Origin of the sequence: Frigidibacter sp. MR17.24 (genome assembly GCF_037095655.1) — a bacterium.
GTDB lineage: Bacteria > Pseudomonadota > Alphaproteobacteria > Rhodobacterales > Rhodobacteraceae > Frigidibacter.
The window spans coordinates 1,310,467-1,325,893 of sequence record NZ_JBAWKE010000001.1 but is presented as its reverse complement, the minus strand read 5'-3'; the positions used below and the strand labels follow the sequence as shown (position 1 = coordinate 1,325,893).

The following is a 15,427-nucleotide window of genomic DNA, read 5'->3' as shown; positions in this document are numbered from 1 at the left end:
CTGGACCTTGGTCCCCCGGGGCGCTAGGCCAAGGGATGTTCCCGCGTGAAGCCATTGAGAGCCACACGCTTTCCCAGCCGCCGGAGGCTTCCGCGATGCGCCCCCTTCTGACGTCCACCATCCTCGCCACCCTGCTGACGCTGCCCGGCCTTGCCCAGGCGATGAGCCTTCAGACCGCGCGCGGCCCGGTCGAGATCGACGCCGTGCCCGAGCGGGTGGTGGTCTTCGACATCGCCGCGCTCGACACGATCGAGGCGCTGGGCGTGCAGCCGGTGGGCGTGCCCGACAAGCTTTACGTCCCCTACCTGCAGCCGGGCGAGGCCGAGGCGGTGGGCACGCTGTTCGAGGCGAACCTGGAGGCGGTCGCCGCGCTCGAGCCCGACCTGATCATCATCGGCGGCCGCTCGGCCGAGCAGTTCGACGCGCTGTCGCGCATCGCGCCGGTGGTGGACATGACCATGCCCGCCGATGTCGCCGCCGCCACCGAGGCGCGGATCCGCAGCTATGGCGAGCTGTTCGGCAAAGAGGACCGCGCGGCCGAGCTGGTCGATGCCTATGACGCGAGGCTGGCCGAGGTCGAGGCCGCGGCCGCGGGCCGGGGCTCGGCGCTCGTCGTGATGGCGAACGGGCCGAAGCTGTCGGCCTATGGCGCGGGGTCGCGCTTTGGCTGGCTGAACCAGACGCTGGGCCTGACCGAGGCGCATCCGGGGCTGGAGGTCGCGGGCCATGGCGACGCGATCTCGATGGAATTCATCGCCGAGACCGACCCCGACTGGCTGCTGGTCATCGACCGGGCCGTCGCGATCGGCCGCGAGGCCGAGGACGGCACCGCGCAGGCGACGCTGGACAACGCGCTGATCAAGGGCACCAAGGCCGCGAAGGCGGGGCAGGTGGTGTACCTGACGCCGGGCCCGCTCTATATCGCCGGCGGCGGCTACCGGCAGATGATGGGCACGCTCGACGAGATGCTCGCGGCCTTCGGCAAGGGCGCCTGACCGCCCGATGCCCCGCAACCCGGCCTATCTCTTCGGCCTCGCGCTGATCCCGCTGGCGCTGGCGAGCCTGCTCGTCGGCGCGGCGGGGCTGGGGACCGGGGCGCTGGGCGGGGCCGAGGGCTGGCTGGTGCTGACGCAGTCGCGCTGGCCGCGCACGCTGGCCGTGATCCTGACCGGCGCCGCGCTGTCGGTGGCGGGGGTGGTGATGCAGCAGCTGGTGCGCAACCGCTTCGTCGAGCCCGGCACGACCGGGACGGCCGAGGGCGCGGCGCTGGGCCTGCTGGCGGTGAATGCCGGCGCCCCCGGCGCGCCGATCTGGATGCAGATGCTGGCGGCCTCGGCGGCGGCGCTGGCCTCGACCTGGCTGTTCCTGCGCCTCGTGCGGCGGCTGCCGCCGCGCGAGGTGCTGCTGGTGCCGCTGGTCGGGATGATCCTCGCGGGCATCCTGCAGGCGGTCGTGACCTTCGTCGGCTGGGAGACGGACCTGCTGCAGTTCGTCTCGGTCTGGCTGATGAGCGGCGAGTTCTCGGGCGTGATCGCGGGGCGCTACGAACTTCTGTGGGTGGCGGGGGCGGCGGCGGTGCTGGCGTTTCTCGCGGCGGACCGCTTCGCGATCCTGGGCCTCGGCGAGGACCGCGCCACCAGCCTGGGGCTGAAGCCCGAGGCGGTGATGCGGCTGGGCCTTGTCGTCGTGGCGGTGGTGACGGCGATGGTGGTGGCGACGGTGGGGATGGTGCCCTTCGTCGGCCTCGTCGTGCCCAACATCACCCAGCGCCTGATGGGCGACAACCTGCGCCGCTCGCTGCCCGCGACGGCGCTGGGCGGGGCCGCGCTGGTGCTGGCCTGCGACCTGCTGGGCCGGCTCGTGCGCTATCCCTACGAACTGCCCGTCGGGTCGGTGCTGGGCGTGCTGGGCGCCGGCATCTTCCTGTGGCTGCTGTGGCGGAGGCCGGGTCATGTCCGACGCGCTGGCTGAGGCGATGCCCGCCCGGGCCGACCGCCGCCGCGCCCCGGCCGGGCGCCCGGCCGGGCTGTGGCTGGCGGCGGCCGCGCTGGTCGTGGTCTGCGCGCTCTGGCTGGTGCTGGGCCTCGGGCGCGGCTGGGCCTTCATCCTGCAGCTCCGGGCCGAGAAGCTGGCGGGGATGCTGATCGTCGGCGCCTCGGTCTCGGTCGCGACGGTGCTGTTCCAGACCGTCAGCCGCAACCGGATCCTGACCCCGCAGATCATGGGGTTCGACGCGCTCTACATGCTGGGGCAGGTGCTGCTGATCGCCTCGCTGGGTGTGGTGGGCTATGCCAGCCTGCCGGCGGGGCCGAAGTTCCTGGCCGAGACGGTGGTGATGACCGCGGCGGCGCTGGCGCTGTTCGGCACGCTGCTGACGCGGGCGGGGGGCGGCGATGTCGCGCGGATGATCCTGACCGGGGTGATCCTCGGCGTGCTCTTCCGCTCGCTCGGGGGGCTGGTGCAGCGGGCGATGGACCCCAACGACTTCGCGATGGTCCAGGCCGCGAGCTTCGCAAGCTTCAGCCGCATCGACCCGGTGGTGCTGGCCTGGGCCGCGCCGGTGGCGATCGCGGCGATGGCGGCGGCGCAACGGCTGGCCGGGCGGCTCGACGTGCTGGCGCTGGGGCGCGATCCGGCGGTGTCGCTGGGGCTGCTGCACGACCGGCTGATGGTGGCGGCGCTGTCGCTGACGGCGGTGCTGGTCGCGGTCTCGACGGCGCTGGTGGGGCCGGTGGCCTTCCTGGGGCTGATCACCGCGGGGCTCGGGCGCTGGCTCGCGGGCTCGGCCCGGCACGCGCGGCTGATCCCGGGGGCCGCGCTCGCGGGCGGGGTGCTGGTCGTGGGCGGGCAGTTCCTGTTCGAGCGGGTGCTGGGCATGGCCGGCACGCTGAGCGTGGTGATCGAATTCGCCGGGGGGCTCGTGTTCCTCGGCCTGCTGCTGAAGGGCAAGGTCAGATGACGCGGACCGCAACCGACACCGCGCGCGGGATCGCGATCGCGGGGCTGTGCCACCGGATCGGGACGGCGCAGATCCTGCACGACATCGACCTCGCGATCCCGGCGGGCAAGGTCACGGCGCTGATCGGGCCGAACGGCGCGGGCAAGTCGACGCTGCTGCGCCTCGTCGGCCGGCTGGTGCCCTGCGACCGCGGCCGGATCGAGATCGACGGCCGCGACGTGACGCACACCGACACGACGGAGCTTGCGCGCCATGTCGCGATCCTGGGCCAGGACACGCCGCTCGCCAGCCGGCTGACGGTGGCAGAGCTGGTGGCCTTCGGCCGCTGGCCGCACCACCGCGGCCGGCCGCGGATCGACGACGACCTGGTCGTCACCGCCGCGATCGAGCGCTTCGGCCTCGCGCCGATGGCGCACCGCTTCCTCGACGAGCTGTCGGGCGGCCAGCGCCAGCGCGCCTTCCTCGCGATGACCTTCGCGCAGTCGACGCCCTGGATCCTGCTCGACGAGCCGCTGAACAACCTCGACATGTCCCATGCCCGGTCGCTGATGCGCGAACTGGGGCGCCTGCGCGACGAGGGCAAGAGCATCGTCGTCGTGGTGCACGAGGTGAACTATGCCGCCGCCTGGGCCGACCACGTGATCGCGATGAAGGACGGCCGCGTCGCCGCCGAGGGCCCGCCTGCCGAGGTGCTGACCCCCGCCATCCTCGGGCCGCTCTACGACATGGAACTGGAGGTGGCGGTGATCAACGGCCGCCCGATGGTCCTTCACCACCTCTGACCCGCCCGCTTTCGCCTTGGTCCAAATATCCCGGGGGTGAATTGGCCGCAGGCCAAGAGGGGGCGGCGCCCCCTCGCTTTCCCTGCCGCCGCCTGCCCAAGAAACCGGCGCCTGCCTCCTGCGCCCGAAAACCTCGCGCCGCGGAAGGCACTTGGCCCCTTGATCCCGCCAAGCCCGCGCGTGCAGATTGGGCGGACGTCAGCAAGGAGCGCCGGCATGCACGAGCGGGGATGGTGGGAGCGCTTCCGGCGCAGCGAGGATGCCGCGGGGCTCGCGCTGATCTCGCCGACGCTGATCGTGGGGCTGGCGCTGCTGGCGGCGCCGCTCGGGCTGATGGTGATCTATTCCTTCCTCACCGACAGCAGCGTCCCGGCCTCGGTCGAGTGGGTCTTCACGCTCGAGAACTACCGCGCGATCTTCGCCGAGCGGCTGTATACCGCGATCCTCGAACGCTCGCTCTATGTCTCGGTGCTGGTGACGGCGGTGACGGTGCTGCTGGCCTTCCCGGTGGCCTATTACGTCAGCTTCCACGTCGCGCCCAACCGCAAGTCGCTGTGGCTGTTCCTGATCACCATCCCGTTCTGGACCAGCTACCTGATCCGGGTGTTCCTGTGGAAGGTGATCCTGGGCTACAACGGCGTGGTGAATTCCGGGCTGAAGACGCTGGGCCTGATCGACGATCCGCTGTCCTTCCTGCTCTACAACGTCAATTCCATCGTCATCACGCTGGCCCATGCCTATGCGCCCTTCGCGATCCTGCCGATCTTCGTCGCGCTGGAAAAGATCGACCGCTCGCTGCTCGAGGCGGGGCAGGACCTGGGCGAAAGCCGGCTGATGACCTTCTGGCGCGTCACGCTGCCGCTGGCGATGCCGGGGGTGGTGGCGGCGGTGCTGATCGTGCTGATCCCGACCGTGGGCGACTACGTCACCCCCGAGGTGATCGGCGGCGGCAAGATCCCGATGATCGCGAACCTGATCCAGAACCGGATGCTGGGGCTCGACAACCGGCCGCTCGGCGCGGCGCTCGCGGTCGTCGCGATGGCGGCGGTGGGGCTTCTGAGCCTCGCCTTCGTGCTGGCCAACCGCCGGTTCCTGAAGAAGAACGCGCGCTGAGGGGGGCCATGCGATGAAATCCAACGGCTTCGGGCTGAAGACCTACGCGATCCTCTACCTCGTGTTTCTCTATGCCCCGATCGTCCTGCTGCCGCTCTTCGCGTTCAACGACGCGACGATCATCTCGTTCCCGCTGCGCGGCTTCACCACCAAGTGGTTCGAGGCGATGGCCGCCGACACCACGCTGCGCACGGCGCTGACCAATTCGCTGATCGTGGCGGTGACCTCGGCGGTGGCGGCCACGGTGCTGGGCATCTTCGCCGCCCGCGCCTCGACCCGCTACGACTTCCGCGGCAAGGGCCCGATCATGGGGCTGATCATGCTGCCCCTGGTGCTGCCCGACATCCTGATCTCGCTCTCGCTGCTGATGGTGCTGCTGGGGGTGGGCTTCACGCTCAACCTCGGCACGGTGATCATGGGCCACACGCTGGTCTGCACCCCCTTCGCCATCGCGATCCTGACCGCCAGCTTCAACAGCCTCGACCGCTCGCTGGAAGAGGCGGCCTATGACCTGGGCGAGGGCAAGTGGTCGACCTTCCGGCTGGTGATCCTGCCGCTGGTCACGCCCGGCATCGTCTCGGCGCTGCTGATCTCGTTCACCATCTCGCTCGACGAGTTCATCATCGCCTTCTTCCTCGCCGGCAACCAGGTGACGCTGCCGGTCTACATCTATTCGATGCTGCGTTTCCCCAAGAACATCCCCGTCATCATGGCGCTCGGCACGCTTCTGGTGGCGTTCTCGATCATCCTTCTGACACTGGCCGAATATTACCGCCGCCGCGGCATCGCGAAGACCGGCGGCAAGGATACCGGAGGCTTCCTGTGATCACGCCCGCACCCACCCGTCCGACGATGATCGAGTTCCGGGACGTGAACAAGTATTACGGCGAGTACCACGCCCTGCGCGGCATCAGCGCGACGATCCGGGCGGGCGAGTTCTTCTCGCTGCTGGGGCCGTCGGGCTGCGGCAAGACCACGCTGCTGCGCACCATCGCCGGGTTCGAGGACATCTCCTCGGGGGCGGTGCTGATCGACGGGCGCGACGCGACCGAGATCCCGGCGAACAAGCGCCCGACCAACATGGTGTTCCAGTCCTACGCCATCTTCCCGCACATGTCGGTGGCGCAGAACGTGGCCTTCGGGCTGCGCCGCGACCCCGGCTCGAAGGCCGAGAAGGCCGCCCGGGTCGAGGAGGCGCTGGCGATGGTCGGCCTGAAGGGCTACGGCGACCGGGCGGCGCATGCGCTGTCGGGCGGGCAGCGCCAGCGGGTGGCGCTGGCCCGCGCGCTGATCCTCAAGCCCAAGGTGCTGCTTCTCGACGAGCCGCTGTCGGCGCTCGACAAGAAGATGCGCGAGCACATGCAGGTCGAGCTGATCAAGCTGCAGCGCCAGGTCGGCATCACCTTCATCCTGGTCACCCACGACCAGGAGGAGGCGCTGGTGATGTCGGACCGGATCGCGGTGATGTTCGAGGGCCGCATCGCCCAGCTCGCCGATCCCGAGACGCTCTATCGCCGGCCGGCGACCAAGGACGTGGCGAATTTCATCGGCGTGATGAACTTCCTGCCCGCCGAGGTCGTGACCGAGGCCGCGGGCCGGATCGCCGTCGATGTGCAGGGCCTTGGCCGCACCGAGATCGCCGCCGACCAGGCCCCGGGCGCCGTCACCGGAGAGCCCGCGACCGTGGGCTTCCGCCCCGAGACGCTGACGATCCTTTACGACGGTCAGGCCGCGCCCGAGCGCGAGACCCCGGGCAGCGTCGAGGAGGTCGTCTATTACGGCGACATGACCTATTACGACGTCCGCCTCGACGGGGTCGACAAGCCGGTGCGGATCTCGATGCGCAACACGCCGGGGCGGCCGGTGCTGGACATCGGCACCCGCACCCGCGTCGCCTGGAGCCCGACGGCGCTGGTGCTGTTCCGCTGACCGCCGCCCGCGCCCGGCCGGCGGCCTGACCCGATCCCGCGCCCGGTCCCGCGCCCGCCGCCACCGACGCCGGGACCGCCTGGTTGCCAGACGCGGAGCCCAGACGCGGGGCCAGACCACTGGACAGGCCGGGGAGCTGACCCGGGACCGGACGGCTGGCCAGATCCGGCCGGACCGGCGGCCCGCCCCGGAGCCTGCGCGGTGGCCGGGGCGCCGGGCCATCTGTCCGGGGGCGGGCGGTTCGGGGGGATGCGGACGCGGCCTTGCCCCCCGCGCGCGGCCGGGCCGCGACGGAATGTCGCCATTGCGCTTGCCGGGGCGGCGCGGGGGCGATATGGCCGGGACTGTCGCCCCCATGGGCGCGCTTGGCGCGCGCGGCGACCCCGGAGGTTCCCCGTGACGACCCAGACCCTGTCCCGCGAGAGGCCCTATCTCGCCGCGCTCTGGATGGCCGGGGCGATCTTCGGCTTCTCGGCGATGGCGATGTCGGCGCGCGGCGTGAGCGAGGGGATGACGACCTTCGGCATCCTGTTCTGGCGCTCGGTCGTGGGCATCCTGATCGTCGGCGGCGTCGCCGTCGCGCTGGGGCGCGGGAACGAGCTGCGCCTGCGCGCGCCGGGGCTGCAGGTGCTGCGCAACGGCGTGCACCTTGCGGGGCAGGGCGCCTGGCTGAAGGCGCTGGGCCTGATCCCGCTGGCGCAGCTGTTCGCGGTGGAATTCTCCTATCCGATCATCGTCGCGCTGCTGGCGCCGCTGGTGCTGGGCGAGCGGCTGGGGGCGGTCAAGCTTGGCACGGCGATGCTGGGCTTTTGCGGCATCCTGCTGGTCGCGCGGCCCTTCGGCGGCGCCGGGATCTCGCCCGGGATCCTGTGGGCGCTGGGCGCGGCGCTAGGCTTCGCGGGTTCGGCCATCGCCACCAAGCGGCTGACGCGGCAGGTCACGGTGATCTCGGTCCTGTTCTGGATGTCGGTGCTGCAGGCGGTGATGGCGCTGGCGCTGGTGGTCGCGGCCGGCCACCCGGTCTGGCCGGCGCCGCGCGACTGGCTGATGCTGCCGCTGGTGTCGATCTTCGGCCTGGTCGCGCATTTGTCGCTGACCACGGCGCTGTCGCTCGCGCCCGCCTCGGTGGTGACGCCGATGGACTTCCTGCGCCTGCCGCTGATCGCCGTGGTCGGCGCGCTGTTCTATGCCGAGCCCTTCGACCCGATGGTGATCCTGGGCGGCGCGGTGATCTTCGCGGCCAACTGGGTGAACCTGCTGGTCGACGGCCGCCGCCGCCGGGCGGCGGCGCCGCCGGATGCGCAGCTTCCGGGTCGCGCCTGAGCGCGGCCGCTGCGAAAGACAAGGCACCATGTCCGAACGCCCCATCCCCCCCGCCGCCTGGATCCAGATCCTGGCCCTCGCCCTGATCTGGGGCGGCTCGTTCCCCGGCAACCGCATCGCGGTCGCGGCCTTCGGCGTCGCGCCCACCGTGGCGCTGCGGGTCGGGCTGGGGGCGCTGGTGATGTGGTCGGTCGTGGTCGCGCGCGGCCTGCCGGTGCCGCGCCGCTGGCAGGCTTGGGCGATGTTCGTGGTGATGGGCGCGATGAACACCGCGGTGCCCTTCGCGCTGATCGTCTGGGGCCAGACCCGGATCGACAGCGGGCTGGCCGCGATCCTCAACGCCTCGACCGCGATCCTCGGCGTGGCCGTCGCCGCCATCGCCTTCCGCGACGAGCGGCTGGGGCTGCGCAAGGCCGCGGGCGTCGGCCTCGGCTTCGCCGGGGTCGCGACGGTGATCGGGCTGCACCGGCTCGCCGCGCTCGATCCGGCCTCGGTCGGGCAGCTCGCGGTGCTGGGCGCGGCGCTGAGCTATGCCTTCGCCGGCGTCGTCGCGCGCATCGGCGCCACCGGCTGCGCGCCCGAGGTGGCCGCGGCCGGGATGCTGAGCGGCGCCACGCTGGTGGTCGCGCCCTTCGCGCTGGCCAGCGGCGTCGATCTGGGCGCGGCCGCGCCGCGGGACTGGGCGGCGATCGCCTATCTCTCGACCACGGCGACGGGGCTGGCCTATCTGCTCTATTTCCGGCTGATCGCGCTGGCGGGGGCGGGCAACACCAGCCTCGTGACGCTGCTGGTCGCGCCGGTGGCGATCCTGATGGGCGCGCTGATGTTCGGCGAGACGCTGCCGCTGCGGGCCTGGGCCGGGTTTTGCCTGATCGCGGCGGGGCTTGCGGTGATCGACGGCCGGCTGGTCGCGGGGCGGGGGCGCGATAAACCCCGTGACGCGGTGCGCCCGGCCCGCTAGGAGACGCGGGAAGGACGACGCCGGCAGGGGACGCGACGCATGATCTACGACAGCCGCCGGGACTGGGAGGCCGCGGACCATCGCCGGGTGCTGCTGTTCGGGATGTCGGGCCTGGGCAAGACCCATGTGTCGAACGCGCTGCGCGCCGCGGGCGGGTGGTTCCACTACTCGATCGACTACCGCATCGGCACCCGCTACATGGGCGAGCTGATCGCCGACAACTTCAAGCGCGAGGCGATGAAGGTGCCGCTGCTGCGCGAGCTTCTGATGACCGACTCGGTCTACATCGCCTCGAACATCACCTTCGACAACCTCGCGCCGCTCTCGACCTATCTCGGCAAGCCCGGCGACCCGGCGAAGGGCGGCCTCAGCCTGGCCGAGTACCGGCTGCGCCAGGACCAGCACCGCCGGGCCGAGATCGCGGCGCTGCTCGACACCGGCCATTTCATCGACCGGGCGCAGGCGATCTACGGCTATCCGAACTTCGTGTGCGACTCGGGCGGCTCGATCTGTGAGGTCGTCGATCCCTGGGACCCGGCGGACGAGGTGCTGACCGCGCTGTCGGCGCGCACGCTGATGGTCTGGATCGAGGGGTCGCAGGCCCATACCGGCGAGCTGGTGCGCCGCTTCGACCGCGCGCCGAAGCCGATGTACTACCAGCCCGGCTTCCTGACCGCCGCCTGGGCGGCCTATCTCGACGAGACCGGCCTGTCCGAAGGCTCGGTCGATCCCGACGCCTTCGTGCGCTGGACCTATGCCCGGGCGCTGGAGCACCGCCAGCCGCGCTATGCCGCGATGGCCGAGAACTGGGGCGTGAAGGTCACCGCCGAAGAGGTCGCGCAGCTGCGCGACGCGGCCGATTTCACCGATCTCGTGGCCCTCGCGCTCGACCGCCGCCCGGCCCGCGGCTGAGGCCGCCCCGGGGCGGCACTTCCGACTTCGTTAACCGCGCCGGCCTAGTCTGGCCGCATCCATGGCAACGGGGATGCGCGGATGATGCACGAGATCTCGGCCGAGGCGCTCGATTGCCTCGATGCGCTGGCACAGGGCGCGGCGGCGGTGGCGCCCGCGGGCGGTGACCGCGCCGCGGTGGCGCTGCGCCGGCTCGTGGCCGAGCGGCGCGACGAGCGGCTGGGGCGGCTGAACCGCGCGATCGAGCTGACGATGCAGTCCAACGAGCTTGCGGTCGCCTGCGGGTCGCTGATGCTCTCGAGCCAGGACATCAGCCGCTCGTCCCAGGGCGTGGCCGAGGCCTGCATGGCGGTGTCGGGATCGGTGCAGTCGATCGACGCGACGGCGGGCGACTGCCGGGCGCTGTCGCGGTCGATGCGCGACACCGCCGGCGCCGCCCGCGGCCAGATGGGCCAGGCGGTCGCGGCGACCGGCGAGGCGATGGAACGGATGCAGGACGTGCGCGCCGCCTCGGAACGGCTCGCCCGCGCCTCCGAGGACATCGCCTCGGCGATCGCCCGGATCAACTCGATCGCGATGCAGACCAACCTGCTGGCGCTGAACGCCAGCGTCGAGGCCGCGCGCGCGGGCGAGGCGGGGCGCGGCTTCTCGGTCGTGGCGCAAGAGGTGCGCGCGCTGTCGGTCCAGACCAAGGCCGCGACCGAGGCGATCCGGCAGATGATGGACAGCCTGAACGGCGAGGTCGCGTCGATGGCCGCGACCATCGGCACCGCCGAGACCTCGGCGCGCAACGCCCAGGGCTGCCTGTCGGGCCTCGGCGGCTCGCTCGGGGCGTTCCTGTCGCGCACGGACGACCTTGACGACCGGCTGGCCGGGATCGCCGCCGCAGTCTCGGACCAGGCCCGGGCGGCCGAGGGGCTGGCCCGCGATGCCGGCCGCGCCAGCCGCATGGCCGAGGACAATGTCGCCACGATGCAGTCGAGCGATGCCGCGATCGTGCGGCTGGTGACGCTCGCCGGGACCGAGATGTCCCGGGTAGCCGAGTTCGACGTGCCCGACCGGGTGGCCCGGCTGGCCAAGGCCGACCACGTGGTCTGGAAGAAGCGGCTGGCCGACATGTTCTTCGGCCGGGTCGAGCTGAAGGCGGACGAGCTGTCCGACCACCGCTGCTGCCGGCTGGGCAAGTGGTACTACGGCCCCGACGCGCAGCCGTTTCGCGCCTCGGCCAGCTTCCGCGCGCTCCAGGCGCCGCATGCCGCCGTCCACCGTGCCGGCATCCGCGCCGCTGCCGCCTTCAACGAGGGGCGGCGCAAGGACGCGATGGCGGCGATGGACGAGGTCGGCGCCGCCTCGACCGAGGTGCTGCGCCTGCTCGACGCGCTGCTCGCCGAACGCCCCGCCGCGCCGGCCGCGCCGCCCGGCGCCGCACCCGATCGTGCCGCCTGACCCGACCCACCTCCGGCGCCCGCCCTCTCAAGAGCCGCCCCCCCTGGGACCCGCTCACGGAGCGCCTGCGCGCCGGACGCGCCTCGCCACCCGGAGCGACCGCCTGCCCGGCGCCCGCGCCCTCCGGGCGGCACCGCCGCGCGGTGACGCCGACCGCCACGGGCGGCAAGGTAAGGCCGCCTCCGGCGGGGATATTTGGACAAAGTCGAAGCCGCATTCGACTTTGCGAAAATATCCCGGGGGTGAATTGGCCGCAGGCCAAGAGGGGGCAGCGCCCCCTTCCTCTTGAGCCTCGGGCCCGCAGGGTCTATCTGCGCTCTCGCCTGTCCGAGGAGACGACCGATGCCCATCACCCTGCCAGAGACGCTTCCCGCCTTCGAGATCCTCTCGAAGGAGGGCGTGATGGTGATGAGCCCGGGGCGCGCCGCGATGCAGGACATCCGGCCGCTGCGCATCGGGCTTCTGAACCTGATGCCGATGAAGATCCCGACCGAGAACCAGTTCGCGCGCCTGATCGGGGCGACGCCGCTGCAGATCGATTTCCAGCTGATCCGGATGTCCGAGCACCAGTCGCGCCACACCGCGGCCGAGCACATGGAGGCCTTCTATCGCCCCTTCGCCGAGGTCGAGGCCTCGGGCGACAAGTTCGACGGGCTGATCATCACCGGCGCCCCGGTCGAGACGCTGGGCTTCGACGAGGTCACCTACTGGGACGAGCTGCGCCGGATCTTCAACTGGACGCAGACCCATGTGCAGTCGACCTTCGGCGTCTGCTGGGGTGGGATGGCGATGATCCACCACTTCCATCCCGGGGTGCACAAGCACGTGCTGCCCGCGAAGGCCTTCGGCTGTTTCCGCCATCAGAACCGGCTGCCGTCCTCGCCCTATCTGCGCGGCTTCTCGGACGATTTCGTCATCCCGGTCTCGCGCTGGACCGAGATGCGCCAGGACGAGATCGACGCGGCCGACGGGCTGGTGACGCTGCTCGGGTCGGACGAGGTCGGGCCCTGCCTGGTCGAGGATGGCGCGCACCGCGCGCTTTATATCTTCAACCACTTCGAATACGACACCGGCACGCTGAAGGAGGAGTTCGACCGCGACACCGCGGCCGGCAAGCCGATCAACGTGCCGGCGAACTACTACCCTTCGGACGATCCGGCGCGCCCGCCGCTCAACCGCTGGCGCAGCCACGCGCACCTGCTCTACGGCAACTGGATCAACGAGATCTACCAGTCGACCCCCTACGACATGGCCGAGATTGGCCGCTGAGCTGGCCCTTGGGCTGATCCTGGCCGCCGCCGCGCTGGCGCTGGCGACGGCCTGGCGCGCCCGCGCGCGCGAGGCGGCCGAGCGGCGCGGCCATCCGCCCGAGGGCGAGTTCGTCACCGTCGAGGGCGTGCGGATCCATGTCGTCGTGCGCGGGCAGGGCGGGCCGGGGGTGCGCGACCTGGTGCTGATCCACGGCGCCTCGGGCGCGGCGCGCGACTACACCTTCGCGCTGGCGGGGCAGCTGGCCGGACCCTACCGGCTGTTCATCCCCGACCGCCCGGGCTTTGGCTGGTCGGCCCCCGCGCCGGGGCGCGAGGCGCTGGCCGACCAGGCCGCGCTGGTCGCGGGCGCGGTCGCCGCGCTGGGGGCCGAGGCGCCGGTCGTGCTGGGCCACAGCTATGGCGGGGCGGTGGCGCTGGCCTGGGGGCTGGCGGGCGGGCCCGCGGCGCTGGTGCTTTTGTCGGCGCCGAGCCACCCGTGGAAGGGCGGGATGCCGCTGTTCTATCGCATCACCTCGACCTGGTGGGGGCAGCGGCTCGCGGTGCCGCTGGTCTCGGCCTGGGTGCGCAAGGCGACGCTGCGCGACGCGGTGGCCGAGGTCTTCGCGCCCGATGCCGTCCCCGAGGGCTATGCCCGCCACTTCGGGCCGATGCTGTCGGCGACGGTCGGGGTGCTGCGGCTGAATGCGCGGCAACGCAAGGCGTTGAAGGCCGAACTTAAAGCGATGGTTGCGCTCTATCCCGGGCTGTCCCTGCCGGTGGAAAGTCTGCACGGCACCGCCGACGAGATCGTCTGGACCTCGGTTCATGCCCGGCCGCTGGCGGCGGCGGTGCCGGGCGCGCGGCTGGTCGAGCTGGAGGGCGTCGGGCACATGCCCCACCATGCCCGGCCCGGTGCGGTGATCGCCGCGATCGACCGTGCCGCGGACCGCGCCGCCGCCAGAGCCGTCGCCGTTCCAGCCGACAGCACGGGCGGGCAAGGCGGTGGTCAGGCCGGCGGTCGGGCGACGGGCGCGATCGGACCGGCGGCGGGCGATGCGCGATTGCGGTAACGGGCCCAATCGCGATACTCGGGACAGTCCCCCAGGCCAGCGCGGAGCCGACATGGCGAAGAAGACCGAGAAGCTCGAGCGGCACCCCGAGATCCCGCTCGTCGACGACATCCTCGACTGGCACGAGAGCGGCGCGCCCGCCGAGATCCGCCGCGCGATCGACAAGGCCGACAAGGGCGCGATCCTTGACCCCGGGTTTCCCTATCGCCACGAGATGAAGAAGAAGGCCTACGAGGCCGAGATGGAGATGCTGCAGGTCGAGATGGTGCGGATGCTCGCCGGGCTGAAGGCCGCGGGCGGGCGGGTCGTGGTGCTGTTCGAGGGGCGCGACGCCGCCGGCAAGGGCGGCACCATCGGGCGCATCCGCGAGAACCTGAACCCCCGCTCGGCCTATGTCGTGGCGCTGCCCAAGCCCGACGAGCGCGAGGCGGGGCAGTGGTACTTTCAACGCTATGTCGACTGGCTGCCCGCCAAGGGCGAGATCGCGCTGTTCGACCGCAGCTGGTACAACCGCGGCGTGGTCGAGAAGGTGTTCGACTTCTGCACCCCCGAGGACCGGGCGCGGTTCTTCCGCCAGCTGCCCGATTTCGAGAGCACGCTGGTCGACGAGGGGATCGTGCTGGTGAAGATCTGGCTGGAGGTCGGGCGCGCCGAGCAGACGCGCCGGTTCCTCGACCGGGCGCGGGACCCGCTGAAGCAGTGGAAGCTGAGCTGGATCGACGTCGAGGGGCTTAAGCGCTGGGATGCCTATTCCGAGGCGATCCGCGAGACGCTGATCCGCAGCCATTCGACGATCTCGCCCTGGACGGTGATCCTGTCCGAGGACAAGCGCCGCGCACGGCTGGCGGCGATCCGGGCGCTGCTGGCGGCGGTCGACTATCCGGGGCGCGACCTTGCGAAGATCGGCGCGCCGGACCCGACGATCTGCGGCGGTCCCGAGATCCTGGCGGGGGGCATCGGCGGCGGTGGCTAAGGCGGGCTATCACCACGGCAACCTGCGCCAGGCGCTGGTCGATGCGGCGCTGCGGCTGATCGAGGCGCAGGGCCCGACCGGCTTCACCCTGTCCGAGGCCGCCAAGACCGCGGGCGTGACCCCGGCCGCGGTCTATCGCCACTTCGCCGGCCGCGACGACCTGATCGCGGAATGCGCCCGCCAGGGCCACGCGATCTTCGCCGACCTGATCGACCATGCCTGGAACGAGGGCCGCCCCTCGACGCTCGCGGCCTTCGAGGCGACGGGGCGGGCCTATCTTGCCTTCGCGCGCAAGTTTCCGGGCCATTACATGGCGATGTTCGAAAGCGGGGTGTCGATGTCGCGCTCGCCCGAGCTGGCCGCCGTCGCCCAGCGCAGCCAGGCGGTGCTGGCGCGCGCCGCCGCCGCGCTGACCGAGCAGCTGCCCGAGGGGCGGCGGCCGCCGGCCTCGATGGTGGCGGCGCATATCTGGGCGATGAGCCACGGCGTGGTCGAGCTGTTCGCCCGCGGCACCCCCGGCGCGCGCGGCCCGTTCCAGCCCGAGGAGCTGCTTGAGGCGGGGCTGGGCATCTACATGCGCGGCATGGGCCTGCTGCCGGCCGATCGGGGCTGAGGCGCCCGCGCCGACTCCGCGCCGGTCCTCCGCAAAACCCCTCTCGAATCTTGGCCCGAACCGCGGCGGCGGCGGCCGTTTGCCCGGATTTGGATC

15 protein-coding genes are annotated in these 15,427 nt (G+C 71.8%); all 15 read left to right on the top strand.

Annotated features, from left to right (window positions below):
- Positions 1-95 precede the first annotated feature (95 nt).
- The 15 genes from V8J39_RS06235 to V8J39_RS06165 all read left to right on the top strand — a co-directional run bounded on the left by V8J39_RS06235 (position 96) and on the right by V8J39_RS06165 (position 15,331).
- Positions 96-995: a siderophore ABC transporter substrate-binding protein gene (locus V8J39_RS06235; protein ID WP_336459973.1), complete on the top strand. Its 900-nt coding sequence runs from the start codon at positions 96-98 to the stop codon at positions 993-995.
- A 7-nt stretch (positions 996-1,002) separates the two neighbouring features.
- A complete protein-coding gene (locus tag V8J39_RS06230; RefSeq protein WP_336459972.1) occupies positions 1,003-1,971 on the top strand; it encodes an ABC transporter permease in 969 nt (322 codons plus the stop codon).
- A 4-nt stretch (positions 1,972-1,975) separates the two neighbouring features.
- Positions 1,976-2,959: an iron chelate uptake ABC transporter family permease subunit gene (locus V8J39_RS06225; RefSeq protein WP_442902564.1), complete on the top strand. Its 984-nt coding sequence runs from the start codon at positions 1,976-1,978 to the stop codon at positions 2,957-2,959.
- Positions 2,956-3,741: an iron ABC transporter ATP-binding protein gene (locus V8J39_RS06220; RefSeq protein ID WP_336459970.1), complete on the top strand. Its 786-nt coding sequence runs from the start codon at positions 2,956-2,958 to the stop codon at positions 3,739-3,741. Before V8J39_RS06225 ends, V8J39_RS06220 begins: the two co-directional genes overlap by 4 nt.
- Before the next feature lie 216 nt (positions 3,742-3,957).
- Positions 3,958-4,854 (top strand): ABC transporter permease, encoded by an 897-nt coding sequence (locus V8J39_RS06215; RefSeq protein WP_336459969.1) that lies wholly within the window; start codon positions 3,958-3,960, stop codon positions 4,852-4,854.
- A gap of 13 nt (positions 4,855-4,867) precedes the next feature.
- On the top strand, positions 4,868-5,680 hold the full coding sequence (locus V8J39_RS06210; RefSeq protein ID WP_336459968.1) for an ABC transporter permease: 813 nt from the start codon (positions 4,868-4,870) through the stop codon (positions 5,678-5,680).
- A 26-nt stretch (positions 5,681-5,706) separates the two neighbouring features.
- Positions 5,707-6,783 carry an ABC transporter ATP-binding protein gene (locus V8J39_RS06205; protein WP_336460214.1) on the top strand — a complete coding sequence of 359 codons (1,077 nt, stop codon included), beginning with the start codon at positions 5,707-5,709 and terminating at the stop codon, positions 6,781-6,783.
- A 396-nt stretch (positions 6,784-7,179) separates the two neighbouring features.
- Positions 7,180-8,106: a DMT family transporter gene (locus V8J39_RS06200; protein WP_336459967.1), complete on the top strand. Its 927-nt coding sequence runs from the start codon at positions 7,180-7,182 to the stop codon at positions 8,104-8,106.
- Between the two features lie 28 nt (positions 8,107-8,134).
- On the top strand, positions 8,135-9,067 hold the full coding sequence (locus tag V8J39_RS06195; protein WP_336459966.1) for a DMT family transporter: 933 nt from the start codon (positions 8,135-8,137) through the stop codon (positions 9,065-9,067).
- A gap of 39 nt (positions 9,068-9,106) precedes the next feature.
- Positions 9,107-9,979: an ATPase gene (locus V8J39_RS06190; protein ID WP_336459965.1), complete on the top strand. Its 873-nt coding sequence runs from the start codon at positions 9,107-9,109 to the stop codon at positions 9,977-9,979.
- 81 nt (positions 9,980-10,060) lie between these two features.
- Positions 10,061-11,425 carry a methyl-accepting chemotaxis protein gene (locus tag V8J39_RS06185; RefSeq protein ID WP_336459964.1) on the top strand — a complete coding sequence of 455 codons (1,365 nt, stop codon included), beginning with the start codon at positions 10,061-10,063 and terminating at the stop codon, positions 11,423-11,425.
- Positions 11,426-11,767: 342 nt separating this feature from the next.
- Complete coding sequence (locus tag V8J39_RS06180) at positions 11,768-12,694, top strand: homoserine O-succinyltransferase (RefSeq protein ID WP_336459963.1); 927 nt, start codon at positions 11,768-11,770, stop codon at positions 12,692-12,694.
- Complete coding sequence (locus V8J39_RS06175) at positions 12,684-13,745, top strand: alpha/beta fold hydrolase (protein ID WP_336459962.1); 1,062 nt, start codon at positions 12,684-12,686, stop codon at positions 13,743-13,745. Before V8J39_RS06180 ends, V8J39_RS06175 begins: the two co-directional genes overlap by 11 nt.
- Positions 13,746-13,797: 52 nt before the next feature.
- Complete coding sequence (gene ppk2, locus V8J39_RS06170; protein ID WP_336459961.1) at positions 13,798-14,718, top strand: polyphosphate kinase 2; 921 nt, start codon at positions 13,798-13,800, stop codon at positions 14,716-14,718.
- Positions 14,711-15,331 (top strand): TetR/AcrR family transcriptional regulator, encoded by a 621-nt coding sequence (locus tag V8J39_RS06165; protein WP_336459960.1) that lies wholly within the window; start codon positions 14,711-14,713, stop codon positions 15,329-15,331. The genes ppk2 and V8J39_RS06165 overlap by 8 nt, the downstream gene beginning before the upstream one ends.
- The last annotated feature ends 96 nt before the right edge of the window (positions 15,332-15,427 follow it).

What these genes read in the sequence shown, in the direction of transcription:
- V8J39_RS06210 (WP_336459968.1), top strand. Translation starts at nt 4,868, where the DNA reads ATGAAATCCAACGGCTTCGGGCTGAAGACCTACGCGATCCTCTACCTC.
- ppk2 (WP_336459961.1), top strand. Translation starts at nt 13,798, where the DNA reads ATGGCGAAGAAGACCGAGAAGCTCGAGCGGCACCCCGAGATCCCGCTC.
- V8J39_RS06220 (WP_336459970.1), top strand. Translation starts at nt 2,956, where the DNA reads ATGACGCGGACCGCAACCGACACCGCGCGCGGGATCGCGATCGCGGGG.
- V8J39_RS06225 (WP_442902564.1), top strand. Translation starts at nt 1,976, where the DNA reads ATGCCCGCCCGGGCCGACCGCCGCCGCGCCCCGGCCGGGCGCCCGGCC.
- V8J39_RS06190 (WP_336459965.1), top strand. Translation starts at nt 9,107, where the DNA reads ATGATCTACGACAGCCGCCGGGACTGGGAGGCCGCGGACCATCGCCGG.
- V8J39_RS06205 (WP_336460214.1), top strand. Translation starts at nt 5,707, where the DNA reads ATGATCGAGTTCCGGGACGTGAACAAGTATTACGGCGAGTACCACGCC.
- V8J39_RS06195 (WP_336459966.1), top strand. Translation starts at nt 8,135, where the DNA reads ATGTCCGAACGCCCCATCCCCCCCGCCGCCTGGATCCAGATCCTGGCC.
- V8J39_RS06215 (WP_336459969.1), top strand. Translation starts at nt 3,958, where the DNA reads ATGCACGAGCGGGGATGGTGGGAGCGCTTCCGGCGCAGCGAGGATGCC.
- V8J39_RS06180 (WP_336459963.1), top strand. Translation starts at nt 11,768, where the DNA reads ATGCCCATCACCCTGCCAGAGACGCTTCCCGCCTTCGAGATCCTCTCG.
- V8J39_RS06185 (WP_336459964.1), top strand. Translation starts at nt 10,061, where the DNA reads ATGATGCACGAGATCTCGGCCGAGGCGCTCGATTGCCTCGATGCGCTG.
- V8J39_RS06230 (WP_336459972.1), top strand. Translation starts at nt 1,003, where the DNA reads ATGCCCCGCAACCCGGCCTATCTCTTCGGCCTCGCGCTGATCCCGCTG.
- V8J39_RS06235 (WP_336459973.1), top strand. Translation starts at nt 96, where the DNA reads ATGCGCCCCCTTCTGACGTCCACCATCCTCGCCACCCTGCTGACGCTG.